The organism is Paenibacillus sp. LjRoot153, from assembly GCF_964253085.1.
Lineage (GTDB): Bacteria > Bacillota > Bacilli > Paenibacillales > NBRC-103111 > Paenibacillus_E.
Genome location: NZ_CAXUQH020000002.1, coordinates 307,224 through 328,508 on the forward strand (window position 1 = coordinate 307,224; position 21,285 = coordinate 328,508).

The window sequence follows — 21,285 nt, forward strand, 5'->3', positions numbered from 1 at the left end:
TACAAATTTCTAAAAAAAGTGTGTGAATTTTCACAAAATTACACAACGTAACATTTTTTATTGTGATATCGTTCTTAGTTTGGATTGCTGATCCTACGCGGTTTTTTAATTACAAAATTGGTATACTGCATAAAATAAACATTAGACTGAAACACCAATAAAAAATCAGCGACAGCCTTGGACACGAAAATAAAGTCCTCGACTACCGCTGATCTATTGAACTCGTTTCTCGTTTGATTAAAAATCCAGCTGTAAACCTTCCCCATTATTCCATTTATTCACGAGACTTCCATCTGATCTAACTCATCTTTATCATTAGGCCATATAAAATCTTTTTCACTGAGATGATCGTCAAAAAATTTGGTGCTCCTTAACATTTTTTTGAATTTTTCACCATTTTTTGAATAGACGATATTGTAAAAGATAACTAATAGCTCATATGATGAAAGCTGTGCACGTAGTATCCCTCTATAATTTTGCTTCTCTTTATTGTTTTTCAGTTCATCTTCATGGAACGTTAGATCTTCAATCAGTTTTACTATTCGATATAAATTTCTAAAATAATGTCCCAGTTCACTTTCATAGCTTGTATAAACTTTTTCAAACGTTTCTACTTTCAATTCTTTTAGCGGATTATTTAAGAATTCGTCCTTAAACTTTTCTATATATGTGCAAGAATAAGCTCCATCTGCATGCTTGAAACTCAGTTCTTTTAGCCATTCTTTATAACTATCATTTTTCATGTAAACTTCATTGTTATATTTTTCAGTTAGAACAGCTCTTTGGTCATTCCATCCTTTATTTGTCCCATTGCTTAGAGTTTCAAAAAAATGATCAATATCTGTAGTATCTGGTTCATCATCATAATCATGATTAAAAATAATTTTCGGTTCATTATTAATAATATATTGCATTTTATAGTACCGAAAAAAATCGTTTTTTATGAGTTCATCCAGTAGTCTTTTTTCTCCTTGTAATATATAACTCTTAAGTGCATCGCAATATTGGTCGTAAGTAGCACCATTATATACTTCTCTTAATTTTTTAAGAACTATCTGCATTACTGCTCTACCCTTAATTTCTTCAATAGAAATATCTTTAGTAATACTATGATGTAGATTAATCATATTAAAGAACGTGCTCTCAAACTGCTGCTTTTTCATTGTGACATTTGTAATCTGATATTCTTGTCTGGTCTTTTGTACTTCCTCACGTTGCAGCGAAAGCTCTTGCTTTTGCATAATTATTGCAGCAGTAACAAAAATGATACTTGTCAGCGACAATAAACCAACAGTCGTGCCACCAAAAAAATCACCTACAACACCTAACTCTTCAAAACTTTTTAAAAGGAATTCTTGTTCGAAATATTTCATTAACAAAAAAGGGACACTAATAGCACTAATAGCTGTAATAAAACCAGCAGTAATCCACCAGTTTTCTTTATAATGAAACCATTTTAATATATTAGAAAAAAAATTCTTAATTTTAGTCATGGTATACTCCCAGTATCTTTTTGGATGAACCTATAGTATCAGTTTTAAAGCAACATCATCAAGGATATTTAAACATTTTCTACAATTATATAAACACTCTGCCACCTTCTTGCTTGTTGCACTTTTTGAGTTCTTTCATGGCGCCGTCGCATTTTTCCAGTATATATTTTCTCACTGTGCCTATTTAATTTTATTAACGATTCACTAGTTTCTTTAAAGTGACTGCCTGTCAAGGCAGGTTCTGTTTACGTAAAGGATTCAGGTATCCATTGTTCAATCTGTAATTCATTACTTCCAATCACATATTTTATGTTGTTTGAAAATGGATTTTCCATAGTCTCTTCATGACCCTTCATTCCTGAGAACATGAAGCCCTTGATGTCACGCCGATATACTACATCCTTATCCGATCTTTATATGAACGATCTAACCGTTTCCAATTCGATTTCCCTACTGTCAAACGCTTCAATTCCACACTTACGGTAGTTGATGTTTCTGGATTACTCGGCTCTTCCGTTTTCCCATAATACCTAGAAGTGTACAAGAAAGAAGGTGAAGTTTCATCAAACTACGTTTAAAAATTTATATTATCTGATATCTTTTAGCTGTTGTACTCCAAATTCGTCTAATTATACGTAATATTTTCCAGCCACCTTTAAAGATAAATAGATTACGAAGATTCGTAATTACCATCATAGCGACAGTAATGCGTTTACTTCTCTCCTGATTCTTTGTCCGTACTATTTCTTCCCCAATTATGCCTAATTCTTTATACCAATTTTGTAGTGTAGCAGTAGTAGCATACAATTTTACCGATGGGTGTTTTATTTTGAATGTTTTAATTGCTTCTATTCGCAGTATTTTTTGTCTTTTACTACTGGTCCAGGTTAGTCCATATGCATAGTGATTATGTAATTCGGCTTCCATACTGGGAATCGTCCATGTGAAAACATATAGATCATTAAGATAATTACCTTTAAATTTAAATGTTACGGTTGCAGGTATGTATAGTACAATACTAGCTATGAAAGGGGAAAGTATGATAATTATGATTAATAAAATGATAGAAATGTTGCTCATCTCCAAATGAAAAAAAATGACTGCCTGGGACCGATGATAGGCAGAGCTGCTACTAATGCACGGACGTTGTGGATTAAGGCTTAGCATTCAGAGACAATTGACGACGATATTTAAGCCCATACTTATTTGGGTCTAGAACAACTTTAAGAGGATATGACAGATTATATTTGGGTTTACCTTTATGGAAGGATGCTGCTTGCATGCCATTAATAATCTGGTCAAGTAGACCTGGCGCTTTAATCATTACAATTGCATCACCATAACGCTGGATCAGCTTACCGTAAGGTATAATGCAGATGTATATTCAATTAAGTGATTGTGTTTTTGAGCATAGCGCATTGTCTTTTTGATTCTTTTTTCAAAAACAACTGCAGATTCCATTCCAGTAATATGAATTTCAATCGTATTGTCCAATCTTAAATATCCAAGAACCTGGTTTTTTCCTACTCTAAGATTCCACCATACGGCTCTTGTCAAATATAGTACATCAATAAAAAATATTAGTATTATCGGGTAATGAATATTGGGAATTAATCTATGAAAATGGAAGAACAGGCTAAAGTATGAGATAGTGCAAATGGCAATACTCAAACTTACACCATCTAATGATCTTCCGAACAAACGTATGACAATAAAACTCAGTGGGTTCCAAACTATCCTTCGAAGTAAACCTATCATTCTTTGCTTTTCTCCCCTCGATTGCCATATGATAGATCGATAGCAGACAAGTTACCTTTGTTCTTCAAATCCTCATTAATAATTCTAAATATTAATTCAGCGCGGGCTGGATTCATCGTAAATATTGGGATATTACTGATATTCGACTTCTTTGAATAAAGGGCTGCTGCACTAACATGAACTGCTTCTTCAAGCGTTATTTGATCAATTCCTGGTGAGAGTATTTCTTCCAAGTGTGCAGTGTCGTAAGGTAAATAATCCATATTTGCAATACGAATCAGGTACATCAAAGTAAGACTCTTACGCTCTTCTTCTACCCACTTCATCGATTGAACTAGCGTTTATTGTGGATGTTATACCCTTTAGTGTACCAAGTTCTATAGCTTTAATGAGATGATACGATATAAGGCTTTTATGCCTTAAAATGTCTTCAAATACAGTTTCGTCAATATAGACTACACTGCCGCGGGGAATGTTTAATTGGAACAGTTTTGTTTCTAGATAATCTTTTGCTTCTTGTTCGTTCAATTCAATATCATCACTTCACTATTATCGATAAATAAATTTATATAATTTGATGCTCTCTTGTTATTAATTTTCATCCTCATAGACATGCTCTTTAGCAGATTCAGTAACTGTGATTGGTATTATGAATTCCTTTGGTTCAGGGTATTGCTCACATATGACACTTGCTTTTATTTCATATTCACCTTGCTTTAGTGCAACTAATTCAACTTCATCATCAAATTTTTTCTGTCTTGTGTGTAATAGAGAATCTAATCTCATTGTGACCTTATTATCGTCAACCCAAAGGTTATATGTAGAGTTCTGATTCATTAATCTGCCTATGTTGATTCCCAATGGAGGTCTAAAATTTACGTTAAAATGTTGTCCCATAATAAAACTTCTATCTATCAAACTATCTATTTTCTCATACATTTTGTTTCTAGCTTCTTTCACAATATCTTTTGGAAAATGTTTTGGGCGTATTGGTTTGTCCAACTGCTCCGCAGTACCTTTTACAAGTAAAACAATTTCTTCGGGGAATTCCAAATCCACATATATAGAATCTGCCTTAAGTGTCCCATCGTTTATGATAACAATATCTAAAGGAAATCTTGTATGCTGTATACGGGTGTAAGTCTCTAGAACTTGATTATATGCATGAACTTCTTCATGAGACGGAATCATTTGATTATACCTATCGACTTCTTCCTCTGTGATATGTTTTCGCAAATAGGTATCTAAATCCTCAAAATTCAGATGTTCAAATTGTTCCTTTTCAAAGGATATTTTAAATCTTTCTAAATGAAGTTCGCTTTCTCCATTAAGAAGCACAGTGAAATTCGGCTCCTTTTGTTCACTCAGTGATATAGAAGATTGTGTTGCGAGTGCCTTATTAACTGCTGTTAGACGCGCAATCTCCTTCTTCAAATATTCAATATCCTCACGATCAGCTCGAACCCATCCGACTCTTGGGTTCTCTTGAATTTCATTGCTTAATGAAGCAGATACAAGAGCCGCTAAATGATCCGGAGTGGTCCAATTCTTTGCGTTTATTCGACCAACTCGAACTTTTTCATTTATGAATCTTTGTAGTTTTCCTTCATGATCGGCTGTTTCCCTATCGGCCATGGGAAGAGGAGCAGATTTGTCCCTATCTATGACAAATGCGAGAATTGGAATGTTTAAAGACAAAGCAAAATCAAATTCCATTTCTGTATAACTCATTCCATATTCCTCGTTGATCGTTCCATAGCGGTGTCCAACGATAAGGATGTAATAATCACATTCTCTCAAAATATTAGTGATGTATTCCCACTGCGTTTTATTTGATGCAGTAAAATTCTCCATACCAATGGGGATGTGTTTTAAACTCAATATCGTTTCGATCACACTACTTCGTGCTATGACCAAATCGGTGTATGTGGAACTAACAAAAACTTGATATTTCTTTTTCACTGAACCTGGACCCCCTTTAGTATTTCACCGGCACAACAGCATACCTGGCGTATTCGAAAAATACCAATGTACTTGTACGATTTATGAACCTCATGTCGGCGCGCCATCTTATATTACCCTTTAATAGATTAAGAACGGGACAGGAACACCCCAATTGCCAACTTATTGTTCACGCTTACTTCCACGAGTTTTGTAAGGGAATATTTTTTTATTCCATGTAGATGCAGTTCTTATTGTGATGCCTAATTCTTCAGATATTTTTTCGAGAATTAGACCTTGATTACGCAACAGTTTAAACTTTTCTATCATTTCATTATTTAATTTTTTATGTCTATAAATCAGCGAATTTGTTACTGAAATGAAAGTTTTACCACACAATACACATACGTAACGCTGTTTATTATCAAAGAATCCGAACTTGCTTATTTGAACAGATTCGCAATAAGGACATGCCTCGCTAGTATTTGGTTCCACCTTACCCCTCGTTTCCATCATTACTTAATTATTTCCCCTAAAGAAAGAACCGCTACCCTGAGAGTGCCTGACAGTTTAGAATAGAGTCGCAGATATTAATCTTATTTAATGAAGGAACGTTGGTAATCTCTTAGTAACCTTTAAACTAAACTGATATCTCGGAAGGGAAGAAGCTTTCTCTATAATCCTTTTTCTTTCTAACTCGGTATGCTATATCAATGTACGGCTGCTGCTCTTTGAAACTAGAAATAATATGCATGTGAAAGTGTACTTCCTTATCTGAACTTGTATTCTTTTTACATTGCCATTGAATCTTGAATTTACTTGTGTCTGTTGTTCGTGCGTCCAGGCCCATGACATGGATTTAAGCATAAATAAAAAGCCTCAGTATCACCAAATGCAGTAACACCAAGGCTTTCCATCTTTATAAACTTGTATGGAGGTGAGCCGTGGCTTGGTAAATCCACAATTCGCTGCCGCGCGATGCTGAGAATATTCGGTGTGGTTGCTTAGCTCTAGGATAGTACCCCTCCAGACAATTCTTTGGAATCAATCACCAAACCAGCAGCATGAATGAAGTCAAATCCAAGTATACCGTAAATCTCCATGCCGTAATTCATTTCCCCAATCTCAACTTAAAGCCTTCCAGTGAAGCTTCGCCTGTCCTCATTTTTATTGTGATTAGATAATGGCGATGGTATACCACAATATCTAATCACAATAAAACTTCAAATGATTTACTATGCAATATTACCTTGTTCAATTTTGATACTTAATAAAGCAGACACAACGTCATCAATTAAAAACCCATCAGGAAAATCTTTGATTAATTCAACAATGTCATCATTCATTGAAAACTTTTTGATTTTTGCATAATTAATTATACCTTCCTCATTAGTGGCTACCGCCACAGTAAAAAAGTCTCGACATCGTTCTTCAAATTTAATAACTGGCAGACTATTTTTAATCGAAATATTTAGTTGGATTTCACTCTTATCATATACTTGAAATCTTGCGTTGCCGTGACTGAAAAATAAATCCCCTTTCTGTAAATTTTGTTTTGAATACTCTCTCAATTCTAAAAATGTTCTCAAAATATCATCCCCTGTTGGAATTATTTGATCCTAAGAGCAACTGACAGACCACTGTGCTTCAAAATTGCTACTATTATAGAAGTGGGGTTCAAAAAAGCTATGTTTGGAGTCAGACCTCTTACCATAAGTATTGAGTCGTTTAATTCTGGATGTAATCATCTAAAATCCCTGTCCAGCATTGACCATTGTGGTTTTATATGGACAAGGTGTTCGTTTTTCCGAATCGTGGCTTGCCAAATCCACAATTCGCCGCCGCGTGATGCTAAAGTTGTTTGAGGAAGTGGCTTAGATTGAACTACTTATTTTGCCGCCTGCTTCTTGTATTCCTCGTGAAGCTTTCGTAAGTAATAAGCGACATTAGAAGCATCATCATTATTTAACGACGTTACATAAACATGCATCCCACTTTCTTTAATCATCACTTCACGTTCTACAATAATATGAAATGGCCCATCTTTTTTTAGATTAGTCCCTGATTTAATTTCAATAGTTCTTACATTTTCAAAAGGCGGCGTACGGACTACCTCAAAGCATGTTAAATTAGCAAGTTGAACATTTGCTATCACAAACAACCTCTCATCCCTTAGATTATAGTCTGGGTATGGGCTGTCAGCTAACCAGATTTGTCCTACTTCCCACCTCCTCCTCATCTCTTGTGTAAGTCCAGCTTTGCGAATACAAATAGCGTATTCAATCGGATCTAACTTTTGTATCTTCTCAGCCAAACTTGAAGCCAAGGAATATTCTCTTGTTTTATCAACAAAAAATTTTGTCTCCAAAGCCCTCTCCCCCTATATATAAACGCATATACTTTAATGGGCTCAAACGAACTGTGACTCATTAATTCCCGTATAATATTGTGATGTAGCTAGAAAGCTATTTTGGGACGATATGTGAGCCAATCATAGTAACGAATCAACTTTCTAAAATTGGTTTTAAGTATTTGATTTTCATCGTTAAGAAGATGTAAGTGCGAACCTAAGAACTGCTTAAGCGACTCTGTATCAATCTTATTTTTACCTAAAACAGGAATTAATCCGACGGCTTTTTGTAAAGGTACCTTTGTCAATAAATCCTCTAAATCATTATAAGCCTTTCTAAGTTCTTTGAGATTAGCTTTCTGGTACCTGTTCAAAAAGTCATCGTACTTCATATTCAGCTTTTTATGAAGATTTGGTGTTAAGCTTTCCTGCGGTAGTTCACTTTCCGAAATATATTTAAATACTGGAAGGTAGGTGTTTCCCCTTAATAGTAAAGGTAACGTCTCCAAGACGATTTGCTCTGGAACCCAAGCATTCTCCTTTACAATCCCCTCAAAAAGTTCGTTATCAGTTATGCTACCGTAACCTTTCAATGAAATATGTTTTGATATTCCTACTCCAAAAACAAACTCCACTTTAGAGGTATCAAATTCTTTCTCAAGTTCAAGAGCAGCATGAAGTTGATTGTTGGGATCATTATGTTTTACCAATTCATAAATTTGAGTTTTCATCTTTCGCATTAACTTTGCACTGAATTTCCTCTTGTTTCTTGACATTGCTTCATAAACATTGGAATAGTCGTTACATTTAACAATTGTAATCGGTAAAGGAATTTTATTTATAAGTATTGTCCCTTCCTCAAAAGAATCCGACTCATTCCCCTTTGTCCTTTGAACAAATATTAGCCTATCTTTTAGTTTATGCAAATTTTCGAGACTCAAGCAATTCGTAATAGATTCAAGAATGCTCCCTATGTTTTCATCAGATAACGAGTAGCCAATAAATACAACTGGATGTTCAACAAAAATGGTTAATAACTTGGCTGCAAGGTAAGGATTCCTATCATTAAAATCTTTATAATCTTCGTCCGTCAGGACTAATGAATCTGGGACCGTACAGCAACCATGTATTTTGTATATTTCATTAATCTCTTTCGGGTCTGAAAACAAAAGTTCTTTTTGCCCAATGTACTTCACAAACTCTTCCTTTTCAAAAATTTGCTCGATCAGTCCGTCCCAATTTGTAGTAATTATCCCATCAATATTGACCTTTTTAAGACTATCAATTTCCTTATCTAAATCTGCTGAATTACCATACTCGTAAGTCTTATCTCGTAAATACTTTGTAATTTCTATCTTTAATGGGGTCGTTTTTCCTGATATTCTGCCTTTGAATTCTTCTCTGCTAGCTTTATATTCTTCTCCAGTAAACCAAATCTGATGGAAATCATTGGCCAGCAACCCTGCAATCTTCTCTAGTTTTCCTCCAACAAAAGAGGAATAGTATTCATAACCCGCTGGACTGAAATCAGCAAACTTCTTTAACAATCCTTCCCAATCCTCAAGCCCTAGGTATCTTCTTGAAAATCCAGAACCAATAAATAAAAATGGTGAGGAGTCAAATTTCTTAAGGTGTTCAGCAAGCCTTTCTTGGACATGCTCACTAATTCTATCTTGAACTTTCATTCTATCCCCACCTTTTAATATTTGTAGAATAATTCCTTCTTTATGCTTCATTTTACAACAAATAGGTACATTTTCCCACAAAAAACATTATTACTTCTAGCACGATAATGCTTCGTACTTCTATCCCATAACCTCAAAACAAGTAACCTCTATCCCTTCGGGATGGAGGTTGCTTTCTTTTTGCCGCATTATCATCTTACACAGAACAGGAGCATGACAATGGATCCCACACAAGAGCTACTATTCGAATTAATCAAATAGGCATATAATCTCGACGGCTCAATCGACTTCTTAGCCCTCACCTTCCAAGAAGATTCCGTCGTTAACCCCTACTACGACCGCACGGTCATTTTCATAGGCATGATGCCTACCGACGTTCAGCTTACGCATGAAGACGAGTGGGGTATATACACCCGCCGTTCCGTGAATAGAGTCCGATAGAGTCGGCGCTCAACCAGGCACTCCTGAGAGCCATAACCGTCGAAGTGCTTTTCAAGCTGGATGCCGCAAGCGTTGCTTTTGACGGTGCGCATATCGAACAATTCGCCGCCGCTGTGGACAAAAAGGAACTATTTCGCCTCGCAAGTGATGCTATGTAACACAAAAAGAGCCTGCCACGTATTTCATGGCAAGCTCCTTTTCGTTTTTGTGGATTTGGCATATGGAGGTGAGGGGAGTCGAAATCCCCGCTTGGCTTTTGGTCGCTTTTACCAATGTATTGTATCTCTTGATAATTCAGCACTCTTGCGTTTGGACTTATACTGTCATAGCGTGATTTCCAGTAACCTTACGTAATGATAGTCCCCAAATAGTCCCCAAGCAGATTAGAGGATACGTTTGTCGATAACCTTACGGGACATATTATTACATCATGCCGCCCATAGGGTTAGCTGCTGTAACATTATCACCGACAATTCACGAGAGCGCGTAAAATCAAGGTTTTTGTGTTTTGTCGTTGTAACATCTTTAACGAAAGGAAACCGTTTTTCACTTGCTAGCGTTACCCTTTTGTTACCCTAAGCTGATGGTCAAATTAACAATAAAGAGTACTCTAAGGTAATTTATTGATTTTTAATTCTTATCCTGTTATTTTACGTTGTAATGATGATTCATGTTATATTCTCACATCTATTTTACCAATACTTCGCTCCCTTGTTTCAAGGTGAACACCCATTCCATCGAGCTTAATCGAATGATAGTGGAAAAGTCGATAATTAGAAATAAGGGACTAAGCTAAAAAGCTTTGTCCCTTATTTCTAATTTCCCCATTTTTTAACTGAACGCTTTGACATTCCATCTTTCCCTTTTGGGATGCTTTCAACTGAACTATCATAAGCGTCTGCGTTAAATCCGATGAAAATAAATGGTTTACCTTCTGCATTTTCAAAGTAAGGCTCTAATTCCTCATAATTTGTAATACGGTCGGTCAAGTAGTAGGCAAATTCTTTTACGGGCATAAGAATAATAGCCAAATCCAGTTCTTGACGATTTATTCCTAATATCAGCTTTTGCATTGCACGGTGGCCTGATCCAATATTTCCTGTTTCAAATTCAAGTCCAACTCGCCTTAAAGCGTTACCTTCACGAAATTCCTTATATACGTCTATCGGGCCACCTTTTTCTTTTTCGATCTTCAAAACATCAAGCGGTTTTTCTCTAAACCAGTTGTAAACTTCTTCAAGCATTATGTAACAGTTTTCTTTCAATGGTACAACACCATTGATATTTTTTTCGGAATTATTGGCGGTAAAGTTATTTGAACCTCTTGGCCAAACGGATGAGCAAATGGACGAAATCACTTCATCAAAAGCTTGTTTAAATAGTTGGTCGTTGTCTAACAATTGTTGTGTAATTCCTGTTAAATAGACTTTCTCAATCTTCAGACAAACACACCTCACTTTATACGGAATCGTTATCATGACTGTCTAGCTCAAGGGATTGAAAATCAAATAAATCCTTTGGGGTAACCTTTAGTGCGTGTGCAATCCGTTCAACATTTTCTAAAGATACATTCCGTGTCCCACGTTCAATGTCAGAAATGTAAGTTCTATGTAGACCGCAAAGAAACGCAAATTCCTCTTGTGAAACCCCCATTGAACTTCTTATTGCACGTACCCTTTTTCCAAATAGAATTCTGATATTAGTCGTATTCAAAACTCGCACCAACGCCTTTCCATTGACGCAAACATCAATCGAATGATAGAATTAAGTAGCCTATGAGTCTACAGACTATAAGTTACATGGAGTGGTGAGATGCGTTTTTTTAGTATTTTCGACATGCTTTTGCATAAGGCTAGACTTAATGGGGATTCTGTTACGGATATGTATGCTTATTTCCGAAAATTCGGAGTTAAAAAGGCCGATATCCTTTTCACAAAAGATAGCGGAATGATTCCCCAAAATGGCCTTCTATTGGATACAATCCTTTCTTATCTTGAAATGTCCACTACCTTAGAACTTGAATTAGCTTTGGGTAGAATACCTTCCGGCTATGAACAGACTTATTTGAAGAATGTAAAGGAAATTGCAAAGTTATTGGAAAGTAATCATTCATCCGAACGTAAAACTGTTCAAATTCCATCTGAACCATATTTTTCATCAGATCACGGGAAACTATACAACGGGGATTGTGTGCAACTACTCAAGTTGATTCCGGATGAAAGCGTGGATTGTGTGTTTGCAGACCCTCCTTTCAACATTGGGAAAGAATATGATGATGGAGTAAGCGACGACAAATCCTTTAGTTCCTACATAAATTGGTGTATGGAATGGCTTGACGAGTGCGTTAGAGTTTTGAAACCGAATGGTTCATTATTCATCTACAACATCCCAAAGTGGCACACTTATCTTTCAAGTTATTTGGATGGAAAACTTAATTTTTGGGATTGGATAGCCGTTGACATGAAGTTTAGCCTACCGATTCAAAACAGGCTTTACCCTGCACATTACAGCCTTCTTTATTACGTGAAAGGGAATAAACCGAAGACGTTTAATCCACAACGTATGCCGTTACAAACTTGTCGTCATTGCGGTGGAGAAGTTAAGGATTACGGTGGGTATAAAAATAAGATGAATCCCCTCGGTGTAAACGTTTCTGATGTTTGGACAGACATTTATCCAGTAAGACATAGCAGCACTAAAAACAGGAAATTTAATCAGTTGCCTGTTAAACTATTGGATAGAGTTATTTCAATGGCTACCAACGAAAATGACGTTGTTCTTGACCCGTTCGGGGGAAGCGGAACTACATTTGCAGTCAGCGAATTGTTAAACCGAAAATGGATTGGTACTGAAATGGGTAACTGCGAGATCATTAAAGACAGGCTTGAAAACAAGGCAATGGACATAGAATTGCTTAAGAAAGTTTACGAAGAAAAGAACAAGCTTTTCCCCGACAAAGTAAAAGAACTGCGTAGGAAGAATGGCTTTTGGTTGGCAGAGGATTTTATAACAGAAGAAGAATGTCCGAATGAACCGGAACAGATTACAATTCCGTTACCCTAAGAAAAAGTCCCGCGGTGTAGATCGCGGGCTTTTTTTTGTATTTGTCATGCGCAGACACTTTCTCCAAATATTAAAGCATCCCTGCATTCGTAAGGAAATTGCCAGAATACAAGCCGAAGTTGTTCGGGCTAAACTGCAAACCCACGCTGTCATTGTTGATGTTTACGATGTTAGGAGCCATTGCAGAATTCGAGAAGGACTTAATAAATGAACGAACAGCTGAGGGCCGTGCTAAGGCAAAAGGGAAGGGAACACATATGGGGCGTAAGGGACAGGATGAAAAGCAGGTCAAAAAGGCATTGGCATTGTTCGCGGCAAGAGATGACAACGGCATTAGCGTAAATGATATTTCAAGCATGACTGGGGTTCCACGCTCAACGATATATGCTAAGCTTAAGAGTTATAATTCATGAAACAGGTTCCCGAGTGATCATTATGATAATATATAACTAAGAATTTTGAGCATCCTTATTATCTAAATTGAGATGGAATTTACTTATGACATTGGTCCCTGAATTAAACAATATAAAGAGACCTCGAGAAAATAATCCCTTGGCCTCCTTTTTCTTCTGTTTTTACTAAAATAGATTATTGCTTGTTCTGTAAGCTTCGACCGCAGTCCTTAAATTTCGTATTTCTGTAACTAGATCATCATGCGTAGGACCATATGTTAAAGTCTTTATATTATAGCTATTTTTCCAATCCTTCACCTGATTATGATTAACACCTTCTCTAGTGACTACATAGTGTTCCAAACTTTCACCAGTAGTGAGATAAACGGTTTCTAATAAAAGGTTAATATCAGGATCCTCCATGCCGCACCCAATAAACAAGATAGTATTTGTAATAAAAATCGCTTGCAATATATTATAAAATTCAGCGTATTTCTTTTTTGTCTCAAAATATTTACTTTTAGTAAAAATCATTTCCTGAGTACTTTCGATAGTTCCGTGAGCCTTGATTATTAATCTTTGATCTGATCTTAAATGCTCAATGATATTGGAATCATAATATTTGATCACTGTATGACCCTCATCACGGCAAGCTTTATCATATATTATATCAAAATTAGTTGTGATGGTGATTTTAGGATCAATCATCACTATATCTTCGTGAATTTGTGTTGGTTCATATCGTGGTTCTAGATACTCACCTCTAAGAAAACGATTATAATCCCCACGATCTGAATGATCAAAAATGCACTGTAAGGCAAGCAAATACTTTCCTTGTCCAATAAGTTGTTGAATATACTGCCTTTCATTTTGATCCTGTACAAGGTTAGTTGCCCCTGTTAAAAACTGTCCCCAAGTACTCGGTCTTCTACCTTCGGCATTTACTGCTTGAGCAGATACTCCCGACCCTAGGAAAATAACACATCTTCTTGCAGCTAACTCTGCAATTAAATGCTGCGGCCATGGAGGATTCATTGAACAGTCTCTCCTAAATTACTAAGAATTTTGTCACATACTGAATCCATTACTTTAGTATAATCTCTCATGATTTTATATTGATTCCCTACAAGTCCGTCTGATTTTCTTAATTGATGTATAGGCGCATTATTGCTCTGAGCTAATGGAACTAGACTAAAAAGATGCGGAATATCACCAAGATCACAATTTTCCATTGTCATACCTTCATCTAGGAAGTCATCAAGATACGTTGCCATTGCTTCAGGAATAAGGTATTTGATTCTATCGTAAGAAGCGATCCCTCTTCTCTCCCCATCAATAACTTTGGTGATATACTGCTGTACAGAATAACCAATAAAGCAATAGTTTCTACTTGTATTGGTATTAATTTGATATCTTCCGTAATCCAGTCGGGGGTGTTTTTCAACTAACACTGTCAAAGCACTTCTATATATCGTCTCCCATGAATTTATCCATTCTGACATATTTTGTACCCCCATTAGACTGAAAATATCACAGCCCATTGGAGTGATAAAAGCATCAGAGTTTAATAAAATACTCCGGTTTAACGCACCTAAAGATGGTCCTACATCGAATATTATTAGATCATAGTCATTAGCAAAATGTGATTTAAGTAAATTCATCCAATTTGTTACTCTAAATCCACCGGGATCACCAGCACTACAATCGTTCCAACTATTACTTAGCTTATCTTCGAGTAAGGATAATCTCGGATGACCCGGAATTAAGTCTATTCCAAACCGATTCCCTTCTTTGGGAAAGGGTACATGAGTAAGATCTAGAGTCGGCTCACCTAAAGAAATTGGTTCCATAAAACTCAACAGAGTTGTTTCTCGCGAATCAGGACTATAAATCCTTTCCCAATGCTCTTCGGAAAGAATCATTTGAGTTGAATTAGATTGTGGATCAGCATCAACCAGTAATACCCTTTTATTTTTGACAAGTTGCAAGAAGGAAGCGATATTAACAGCAAGTGTGGTTTTACCAACGCCGCCTTTATTGTTAAAGAAAATAACTGTTTTCATTTTACCTACCTGCTCCCTATTACAATCTTTTTCTACTATTTTCCTATTTGTATATTATAACCTTTTTAAATAAAAAGAAAACTACAAAGGAGGTTAAACCAGTGGTGTTAGGGTTTCCATTGCACTATTTTTTCGTTTGATTGGACATTTTTTCAATAATCAATTTAGACTCCCACTCATCCAATGTGATTAGCGGAAGTCCCTCATATTTGACTAAAATATTTTCAATCTCCAGCTTCGATTCATTCGTCCCTTGTTGTTCCAACTCAAAAATAAGTCTAAGATCGTCGGCAGAAATAGGAACCGTCATCAACATCTCTTCTGAATTTGACTTCTTGGTGGTTTTCTCAAGTTCAGATATTCTTCTTAGTAGTGTCATCTCCGGCTTTCCTTTGTTTTCTCTACTTACAATTTCGCTATTCGTTCCTCTAGATCGCCATCCTTAAGGCTTGTTAGTGTTATATTCGCCAAGTATCCCAGCACGCGTGCCCGCTTCTCCTTGTCCATTGAATCCTCATGCCTGATTTCGTTAATCACTTCATTCAGCAACCGCCTAACGTGCTGTGGCTTGTGGATGCGGATGTTCTTTTCAGTGTTTGCCAAAATGAACCCCTCCCTAGGCCTGGAGGCAAAATGGCGACAATTGGACCGCCATAAGAGAAAACTACATTGAAAGTAATGCCGTGCTCAAGAGTGGCAGACTAGAAGCAATATTGAACTATGCGGGTAGAAAAGGGGGCGCTTTAAGTTATGGAGGAGAGAGACTCAATCCGGAGGAATGTAAGCGTGTGTTAGATATGCTTGCACTGATGTTCCCAGATAGAACACCACTTTACTATTCAAAAATGGAGTATTCTGATTTAACTGAGGCATCAGGTCTCAACAGTGATGGTGTTGATGACGATGGTGAGAATGGAGGAATATCTTGATGGCTTACGTTTACAAACCACACTGTAAATGCCCTGGAATGCAGACAAAGAAATGTTCTTGTGGAGCGTCCTGGTCGTATATGGTCAATGTCGGTATAGACCCTCAGACCGGACGACGTAAACAAAAGAAGAAAGGTGGCTTTAATTCGAAATCAGATGCGGAAACTGCGGCTTCCATTATGGTGGCGGAACTCTCTCAAGGGACGTATATCGAGGAAAAGAACATTTCGTTTGAAAAGTTTGCTGTGGAGTGGCTTATTGGATATCAAGGAACGGGAAAAGTCAAAATCAGCACTGTCCGTCTCCGTCAACATGAGATTAGCAGATTAATGCCCTATTTCAGTAAATTAAAAATGCGAGACATAACTAAGAAGCGATACCAAGATGCTCTACATGATTTGAAGGCAAGTGGCTATGCCGATAATACCATAGACGGTGTCCATCGGACTGGAAGGATGATTTTTAAGCGAGCTGTCGAACTTGAGGTAATAAAGAACGATCCAACTGAATACTCCATTGTTCCAAAAATTCAGAAGACTGTAGTTAAGCTTGAACAGGAAGTAGAAGTTCCGAAGTATATGGAGGGGGGAGAGCTCAAGCGCTTTCTGCGGACCGCTGAGGAAAGTGGATTGGATGGCGATTATGCCATATTTCTAACCTTAGCCTACACAGGCTTACGAGCTGGAGAACTATGTGCTCTCAAATGGCGGGATATCGACTTTACAAAGCATACAATAAGCATCACAAAAACTTATTATAATCCGAAGAACAACATTAAAGAGTACCAACTGCTCCCGCCAAAAACGAAGACATCAAAGAGAACAATCGACGTTGATGAGATAGTCATAAGTGAGTTAGAAAAACTCCGAGCAGAGCAAAAAACGGTTAAGATGCGTTACCGTAAAAGTTATCATGATCATGATTTTGTATTTGTAAAAACCGATGAAGAAAATGCTGGTTATCCTGAATACATCAAACAGATCGAAAACCGAATGGCAAGATTACTTAAAATATCTGGGCTGAATCCGAAACTGACACCTCATTCACTCCGTCATACACATACGTCTTTGTTGGCAGCTCATGGTGACGTTAGTTTAGAAACAATTATGGCCAGGCTCGGTCACAAGGATGATGACACCACCAAGAGTGTTTATCTACACGTAACCAAACCAAAGAAAAAAGAGGCTTCCCATAAGTTTGGTGAACTCATGAGAAGCCTCTAGTTTTCTGCCGATGTTACCCATTAGTTACCCTCAGGATACCCCGACACCTTAAACCCCTTATAAATCAAGGGCTTTCGGCACGTATTACATCATGCCGCCCATGTCGTTATAGGCTGTAATATCGTTATAAATAATATAAAAAAGTCAGTAATAATTGAGGAGCAATACAGTGTTATTAATTTTCAACTTATGTGTTACCATTTTTCGTTAGACCACAAAACTCCAGCAACGAAAACATAATTTGCAAACTACGATATGGCAAAGTGTTAGCAATTAAGTAACAAAGTCCCGACAACAAGGGGCCAAAACCAGCCTTTTTTTGTGACTGCCAATAATTCATAATTTTTTCTCATTATGAATAAAGGCTTGTCCATGTCTTCTTTAATTCTCCGCAGCCCAGAAACATTAATTACGGCAGAAGGATTTGGTTGATTGCTTGTGCTCAATATATTCCCTCCCTTGAGAAAGGAGCAAACTTGCTGTTCCCATCCTCAAAATTAATTTTATCCCTATCTAATGTCAAACCAATATTTTGAGGGGTTACTATCATCTTGTCACCGCCTGAGTATAAATATGCCATAGAGTTAAAGAGACTACTACGCCACATTGATTAAACTCAGAGAATTTAATTGCCATACACATTTAGTTTTAGCTAGATCGAAATGTCCTTTTGATACAATTGTCGCATTCAAATCAGATCCCTCTAATCAATAACAAAGATCACATCACCTGCGAAGTCGCTTATGATACCGGCAATAGTAGCAGCTTCGGTTAAAGCTGTTACTGTTTCATTCTCTACTTCACTTAACGCGCGTTGGATAATTTTTTGATTCTTCTCGGTGATCTGTTTAACATTTTCCTGTCTCCACTGAATAGCAGTTAAGTAGAGTTCCTGGAACATTTCACTTTTTGCTGCTATCCATCTGTATTTGAACAGTAATTCTGAATATGCATGCTTTAAAAATCGACCTGAAACATTAACAGGTAACGAATGAGCCCGATTTGCGAGTTGCTCAAGCATAATCATGATCTTAAATTCCAGATCCGTTGATTCCGTCTCTGTGTTGTCAGACATTTGGTAACCAATCCGTGCTTCCGAAGCGGTACAAACGGCTGCAACATCATCATCAGGAGTAATTTCCACTGGTACGGTATCTGCATCGAGCCAACTTGCAGATCCTGTTACTCCGATAACAACAAAGCCACCAACGATTTCAGCTGCTTTAGCAGCGTGTTCAATATTTTTGCATTTTACTAAGCTCATTTTTTCCATTTTGTTATCCTCCAATAAAGTTATTGTTTTTTTACATAGAAAAAGACAGAGGATGCATCTCCACTGCCTTTATGTCATTTAATATGGATGCTCGTTTGCATCTTTTATATTTCAAACGCAGCTGCTGTGGCTTCAGATGTAAAATCCTCCGCGCATACAACATTGTCACATAACTTCTGGAGGAGTGTGATTCCCCCTTCGTTACCGATTTTAATCCCTAGCATAGAGAAGCCATCGCGTCTTTTAGCGTCCAGGAATACGTCAAACCACTGAGCATCTGAAGCAGATCCATCCGTAATGAAAATAATATCAGCATTTTTAAAACGCGCATTACTCATCACATTAAGAGCTTCAGTTAGTGGTGTATCAAAACGTGTTCCTCCACTTAAGAACAACTCGGTTAACTCAGCGATTTCATGCAGGGGTATCTTTCCTTTTTTCCAAATACGCTGTTGTTTCACTTGCGTATTAAATGGAATTAAAGCGAAATCTCGCGTCTGCTTTCTGGCAATGCCTGCTAATGCAAGCATAAAACCTATAGATTGTTCATCGAGTGAATCCATACTGCTACTTCGATCTAAGCAACATATAATAGGCCCTTTTCCAAGTTCCTGCTTCCCTTTGACTTCATACTGAGATAATTGCCCTTCAGCGAATCTTCGCATAAAATCTGGCCGAGTTGCTAATTGCTTAAAGTTTAGTAGCTCTGTAGGTAGAATCCTGCTGAGGTCGTTTCCGACTTCAACACCAACTTTGACGGTTGATTCTTTAGCTTTAGAACGCTGTTTTTTTAGGGATGTTTCTCTAAATCTCCCGGCCCATTCAGCGATCTTCTTTAGCTTTTTATTGCTTTTTAGCTTTTCAGCTAATTTGAGTTTATCTCTAAGCGGTGTTTTATTGAGCTCTCGATCTTCATCCCCTGGCATATTACCACCTGCAAGCGCTCGTAAAGCGTCTTGTTGACCATTCATATCCTGTTTGGCTTTCGCTAACATTATGTTGAGTGATCCATCCTGAGCTGCTTGAGACATTGCATTAGCAAGATCCTGCGCTGCCTGCTGGAGGTTTTGTGCATTGGAATCGGATTGACCCTCACTACCATTTTGTTGTTGCTCACTGGCCTCTTGCTGCGCTTGCTTCATTTGCTCCAAAGCCTGCTTCATTACCTCATCTTGGTTTGCCTTTTCCTCAACCCAGTTATAAACCTGTTCTGATAAGTTTATAGTGCCAAGTGCTGAAGCAAAATCATTCAAAACCGTTTGTTGACGGAATTTCTGATAGTTTTCTTCAGCCATAATACGCTCCAAGAGTGCGTGGTTAGGAAGTAGGTCCAGTGCTACCTCTTCTAAAAGACGAGGGCTAGTCTTAAAAAGACCAGCCCATAAGTCTCCCATTAAAGGAGTGAAGTTTGGCAAAAGAGTATCACCCTGCTCCGATATTTCCTGCAATCGCTGCGATTGGTTCAAGATTTCTTCGTATCTTCTGCGATCAAATCTATCGGTATTAAGTACAGTTCTTACTTCCTGGGAGGCAGGTAGCATTAAACTCTACCCCCTAAACCTAGAAAATGAGTACCCATTCTAGCAACAGCAGCTGTCACTTTATCTGCAACTTCATTAATTTTTACCTTTTGATCTTGAGAGGCGGATTGGTCTTGTGTTAAATCACCAATACGTCTTCCGATATCAGCGATTTTAACGTTAATTTCCATTGCATCGTTAGATGATGTTTGAACAGTGAAATGTCCTACCAACTCGTCAAGCTCTGCCTCATATTCACGAAGGAGCTTATCGATGCGGTCTAGTGCATGTTCCTCAACGATGGATTCAACCTTTGGCCGTTGATCTGGAGTAACCCAGAGAGCACTTTGCAATAGCATTATATCACTAAGAACGACTTCCATCCGTTGTTCAAGCATTGCTTTCGCGCGTAATAACGTTAAAGCTTGCTTATATCTACGGTCTGAAGGTTGAATGCCCTCATCCCGTAGTTTACGGCGAATTGCTGCTAATGCATAAAGTACAGTATCAGGGATAAGAACCATATCTGACATCTCCTGAAGTTGCTTTAATTCATCAAGCGTCATTGAAGGCGTTTGATTATAAAAGCCATCTCCTCGAAGCATGGACAAAAAGTTCATATCGTCCTGTAGATACGGGACTTCAAAGCGGATAAGAAAACGGTCAAATAACGCTTCCAACCCTTCCGCATCTCCTGGATATTCATTGGACGCAGCGACCATTGTCATCAATGGGCAATTTATTTTTTCTGTACCATTTTTAAACTGGCGTTCATTGATGATCTTTAAGAGTGTGTTTAACACTGCACTATTTGCCTTGAAGATTTCATCTTCAAAAGCAATATGTGCCTCCGGCAAGGATCCAGTAATATTTCGCTTGTAGACATCCTGTGCTAATTCGCTTAATGAAAGTGGTCCAAACACTTCTTCAGGTGTCGAAAACTTAGTCATTAAATGCTCATAGTAATTGGCACCTTGAATGATATAGGCCATTTCCTCTGAAAGTGCAGATTTAGCTGCACCTGGAGGCGAGATCAGCAAAAGATGTTGTCGTGCTACTAAAGCGCAAAGTAGCGCTTCAATTACCTGGGAACGCTCAAAATATTTATTGTTCAAATAAGTACGGATTTCTGCAAGTTTTAACATAGACATGGT

Annotated in this window: 22 protein-coding genes and 1 pseudogene; 4 read left to right on the top strand and 19 right to left on the bottom strand. The window is 37.4% G+C overall.

The annotated features are described in order from the left end of the window. Positions 1–278 precede the first annotated feature (278 nt). The 11 genes from ACSQ8P_RS36760 to ACSQ8P_RS36810 all read right to left on the bottom strand — a co-directional run bounded on the left by ACSQ8P_RS36760 (position 279) and on the right by ACSQ8P_RS36810 (position 11,390). The gene (locus ACSQ8P_RS36760) at positions 279–1,493 is read right to left on the bottom strand and encodes a putative phage abortive infection protein (protein WP_436239921.1); all 1,215 of its coding nucleotides are present in this window, start codon (positions 1,491–1,493) and stop codon (positions 279–281) included. Positions 1,494–2,075: 582 nt separating this feature from the next. Then, positions 2,076–2,420, bottom strand: coding sequence for a hypothetical protein (locus ACSQ8P_RS36765; RefSeq protein ID WP_436239922.1), 345 nt, complete (start codon positions 2,418–2,420; stop codon positions 2,076–2,078). 827 nt (positions 2,421–3,247) lie between these two features. Continuing rightward, complete coding sequence (locus tag ACSQ8P_RS36770) at positions 3,248–3,577, bottom strand: hypothetical protein (RefSeq protein WP_436239923.1); 330 nt, start codon at positions 3,575–3,577, stop codon at positions 3,248–3,250. After that, a complete protein-coding gene (locus ACSQ8P_RS36775; protein ID WP_436239924.1) occupies positions 3,552–3,779 on the bottom strand; it encodes a hypothetical protein in 228 nt (75 codons plus the stop codon). Before ACSQ8P_RS36775 ends, ACSQ8P_RS36770 begins: the two co-directional genes overlap by 26 nt. A gap of 63 nt (positions 3,780–3,842) precedes the next feature. After that, positions 3,843–5,213, bottom strand: coding sequence for a DUF4062 domain-containing protein (locus ACSQ8P_RS36780; protein ID WP_436239925.1), 1,371 nt, complete (start codon positions 5,211–5,213; stop codon positions 3,843–3,845). 162 nt (positions 5,214–5,375) lie between these two features. Continuing rightward, positions 5,376–5,708 carry a transposase gene (locus ACSQ8P_RS36785; protein ID WP_436239926.1) on the bottom strand — a complete coding sequence of 111 codons (333 nt, stop codon included), beginning with the start codon at positions 5,706–5,708 and terminating at the stop codon, positions 5,376–5,378. A 719-nt stretch (positions 5,709–6,427) separates the two neighbouring features. After that, positions 6,428–6,781 (bottom strand): hypothetical protein, encoded by a 354-nt coding sequence (locus ACSQ8P_RS36790; RefSeq protein ID WP_436239927.1) that lies wholly within the window; start codon positions 6,779–6,781, stop codon positions 6,428–6,430. A 299-nt stretch (positions 6,782–7,080) separates the two neighbouring features. Beyond that, a complete protein-coding gene (locus ACSQ8P_RS36795; RefSeq protein WP_436239928.1) occupies positions 7,081–7,560 on the bottom strand; it encodes a hypothetical protein in 480 nt (159 codons plus the stop codon). 89 nt (positions 7,561–7,649) lie between these two features. Beyond that, positions 7,650–9,278 (bottom strand): SIR2 family protein, encoded by a 1,629-nt coding sequence (locus ACSQ8P_RS36800; RefSeq protein ID WP_436239929.1) that lies wholly within the window; start codon positions 9,276–9,278, stop codon positions 7,650–7,652. A 1,205-nt stretch (positions 9,279–10,483) separates the two neighbouring features. After that, on the bottom strand, positions 10,484–11,146 hold the full coding sequence (locus ACSQ8P_RS36805) for a restriction endonuclease (RefSeq protein ID WP_436239930.1): 663 nt from the start codon (positions 11,144–11,146) through the stop codon (positions 10,484–10,486). After that, positions 11,127–11,390, bottom strand: a complete 264-nt coding sequence (locus tag ACSQ8P_RS36810) for a helix-turn-helix domain-containing protein (protein ID WP_436239931.1) — start codon at positions 11,388–11,390, stop codon at positions 11,127–11,129. The genes ACSQ8P_RS36805 and ACSQ8P_RS36810 overlap by 20 nt, the downstream gene beginning before the upstream one ends. 114 nt (positions 11,391–11,504) lie before the next feature. Between ACSQ8P_RS36810 and ACSQ8P_RS36815 the strand changes: the two genes are divergently transcribed. Both ACSQ8P_RS36815 and ACSQ8P_RS36820 read left to right on the top strand, forming a co-directional pair. Beyond that, positions 11,505–12,731, top strand: a complete 1,227-nt coding sequence (locus ACSQ8P_RS36815; protein WP_436239932.1) for a DNA-methyltransferase — start codon at positions 11,505–11,507, stop codon at positions 12,729–12,731. Positions 12,732–12,886: 155 nt separating this feature from the next. Next, positions 12,887–13,144 (top strand): annotated as a pseudogene (locus ACSQ8P_RS36820) (recombinase family protein); the annotation flags it as partial. A gap of 165 nt (positions 13,145–13,309) precedes the next feature. On the opposite strand, the gene ACSQ8P_RS36825 reads toward ACSQ8P_RS36820, so the two are convergent. The 4 genes from ACSQ8P_RS36825 to ACSQ8P_RS36840 form a co-directional block, all read right to left on the bottom strand. Continuing rightward, a complete protein-coding gene (locus ACSQ8P_RS36825) occupies positions 13,310–14,158 on the bottom strand; it encodes an SIR2 family protein (protein ID WP_436239933.1) in 849 nt (282 codons plus the stop codon). Beyond that, a complete protein-coding gene (locus tag ACSQ8P_RS36830) occupies positions 14,155–15,186 on the bottom strand; it encodes a ParA family protein (RefSeq protein WP_436239934.1) in 1,032 nt (343 codons plus the stop codon). The genes ACSQ8P_RS36825 and ACSQ8P_RS36830 overlap by 4 nt, the downstream gene beginning before the upstream one ends. Before the next feature lie 124 nt (positions 15,187–15,310). Continuing rightward, positions 15,311–15,565 carry a hypothetical protein gene (locus tag ACSQ8P_RS36835; protein ID WP_436239935.1) on the bottom strand — a complete coding sequence of 85 codons (255 nt, stop codon included), beginning with the start codon at positions 15,563–15,565 and terminating at the stop codon, positions 15,311–15,313. Between the two features lie 26 nt (positions 15,566–15,591). Beyond that, entirely contained in the window at positions 15,592–15,789 is a 198-nt protein-coding gene (locus tag ACSQ8P_RS36840) for a hypothetical protein (RefSeq protein WP_436239936.1), read from the bottom strand. Between the two features lie 185 nt (positions 15,790–15,974). Between ACSQ8P_RS36840 and ACSQ8P_RS36845 the strand changes: the two genes are divergently transcribed. Both ACSQ8P_RS36845 and ACSQ8P_RS36850 read left to right on the top strand, forming a co-directional pair. Further along, on the top strand, positions 15,975–16,115 hold the full coding sequence (locus ACSQ8P_RS36845; RefSeq protein WP_436239937.1) for a hypothetical protein: 141 nt from the start codon (positions 15,975–15,977) through the stop codon (positions 16,113–16,115). Next, the gene (locus ACSQ8P_RS36850) at positions 16,115–17,338 is read left to right on the top strand and encodes a tyrosine-type recombinase/integrase (protein ID WP_436239938.1); all 1,224 of its coding nucleotides are present in this window, start codon (positions 16,115–16,117) and stop codon (positions 17,336–17,338) included. The genes ACSQ8P_RS36845 and ACSQ8P_RS36850 overlap by 1 nt, the downstream gene beginning before the upstream one ends. A 266-nt stretch (positions 17,339–17,604) precedes the next feature. Here the strand turns inward: ACSQ8P_RS36850 and ACSQ8P_RS36855 are convergent, their stop codons facing one another. The 4 genes from ACSQ8P_RS36855 to ACSQ8P_RS36870 form a co-directional block, all read right to left on the bottom strand. Then, complete coding sequence (locus tag ACSQ8P_RS36855) at positions 17,605–17,784, bottom strand: hypothetical protein (protein ID WP_436239939.1); 180 nt, start codon at positions 17,782–17,784, stop codon at positions 17,605–17,607. A gap of 257 nt (positions 17,785–18,041) precedes the next feature. After that, the gene (locus ACSQ8P_RS36860; RefSeq protein WP_436239940.1) at positions 18,042–18,611 is read right to left on the bottom strand and encodes a hypothetical protein; all 570 of its coding nucleotides are present in this window, start codon (positions 18,609–18,611) and stop codon (positions 18,042–18,044) included. A 104-nt stretch (positions 18,612–18,715) separates the two neighbouring features. Further along, a complete protein-coding gene (locus ACSQ8P_RS36865) occupies positions 18,716–20,152 on the bottom strand; it encodes a vWA domain-containing protein (protein ID WP_436239941.1) in 1,437 nt (478 codons plus the stop codon). Next, complete coding sequence (locus ACSQ8P_RS36870; RefSeq protein ID WP_436239942.1) at positions 20,152–21,282, bottom strand: AAA family ATPase; 1,131 nt, start codon at positions 21,280–21,282, stop codon at positions 20,152–20,154. The genes ACSQ8P_RS36865 and ACSQ8P_RS36870 overlap by 1 nt, the downstream gene beginning before the upstream one ends. Positions 21,283–21,285: the final 3 nt, after the last annotated feature.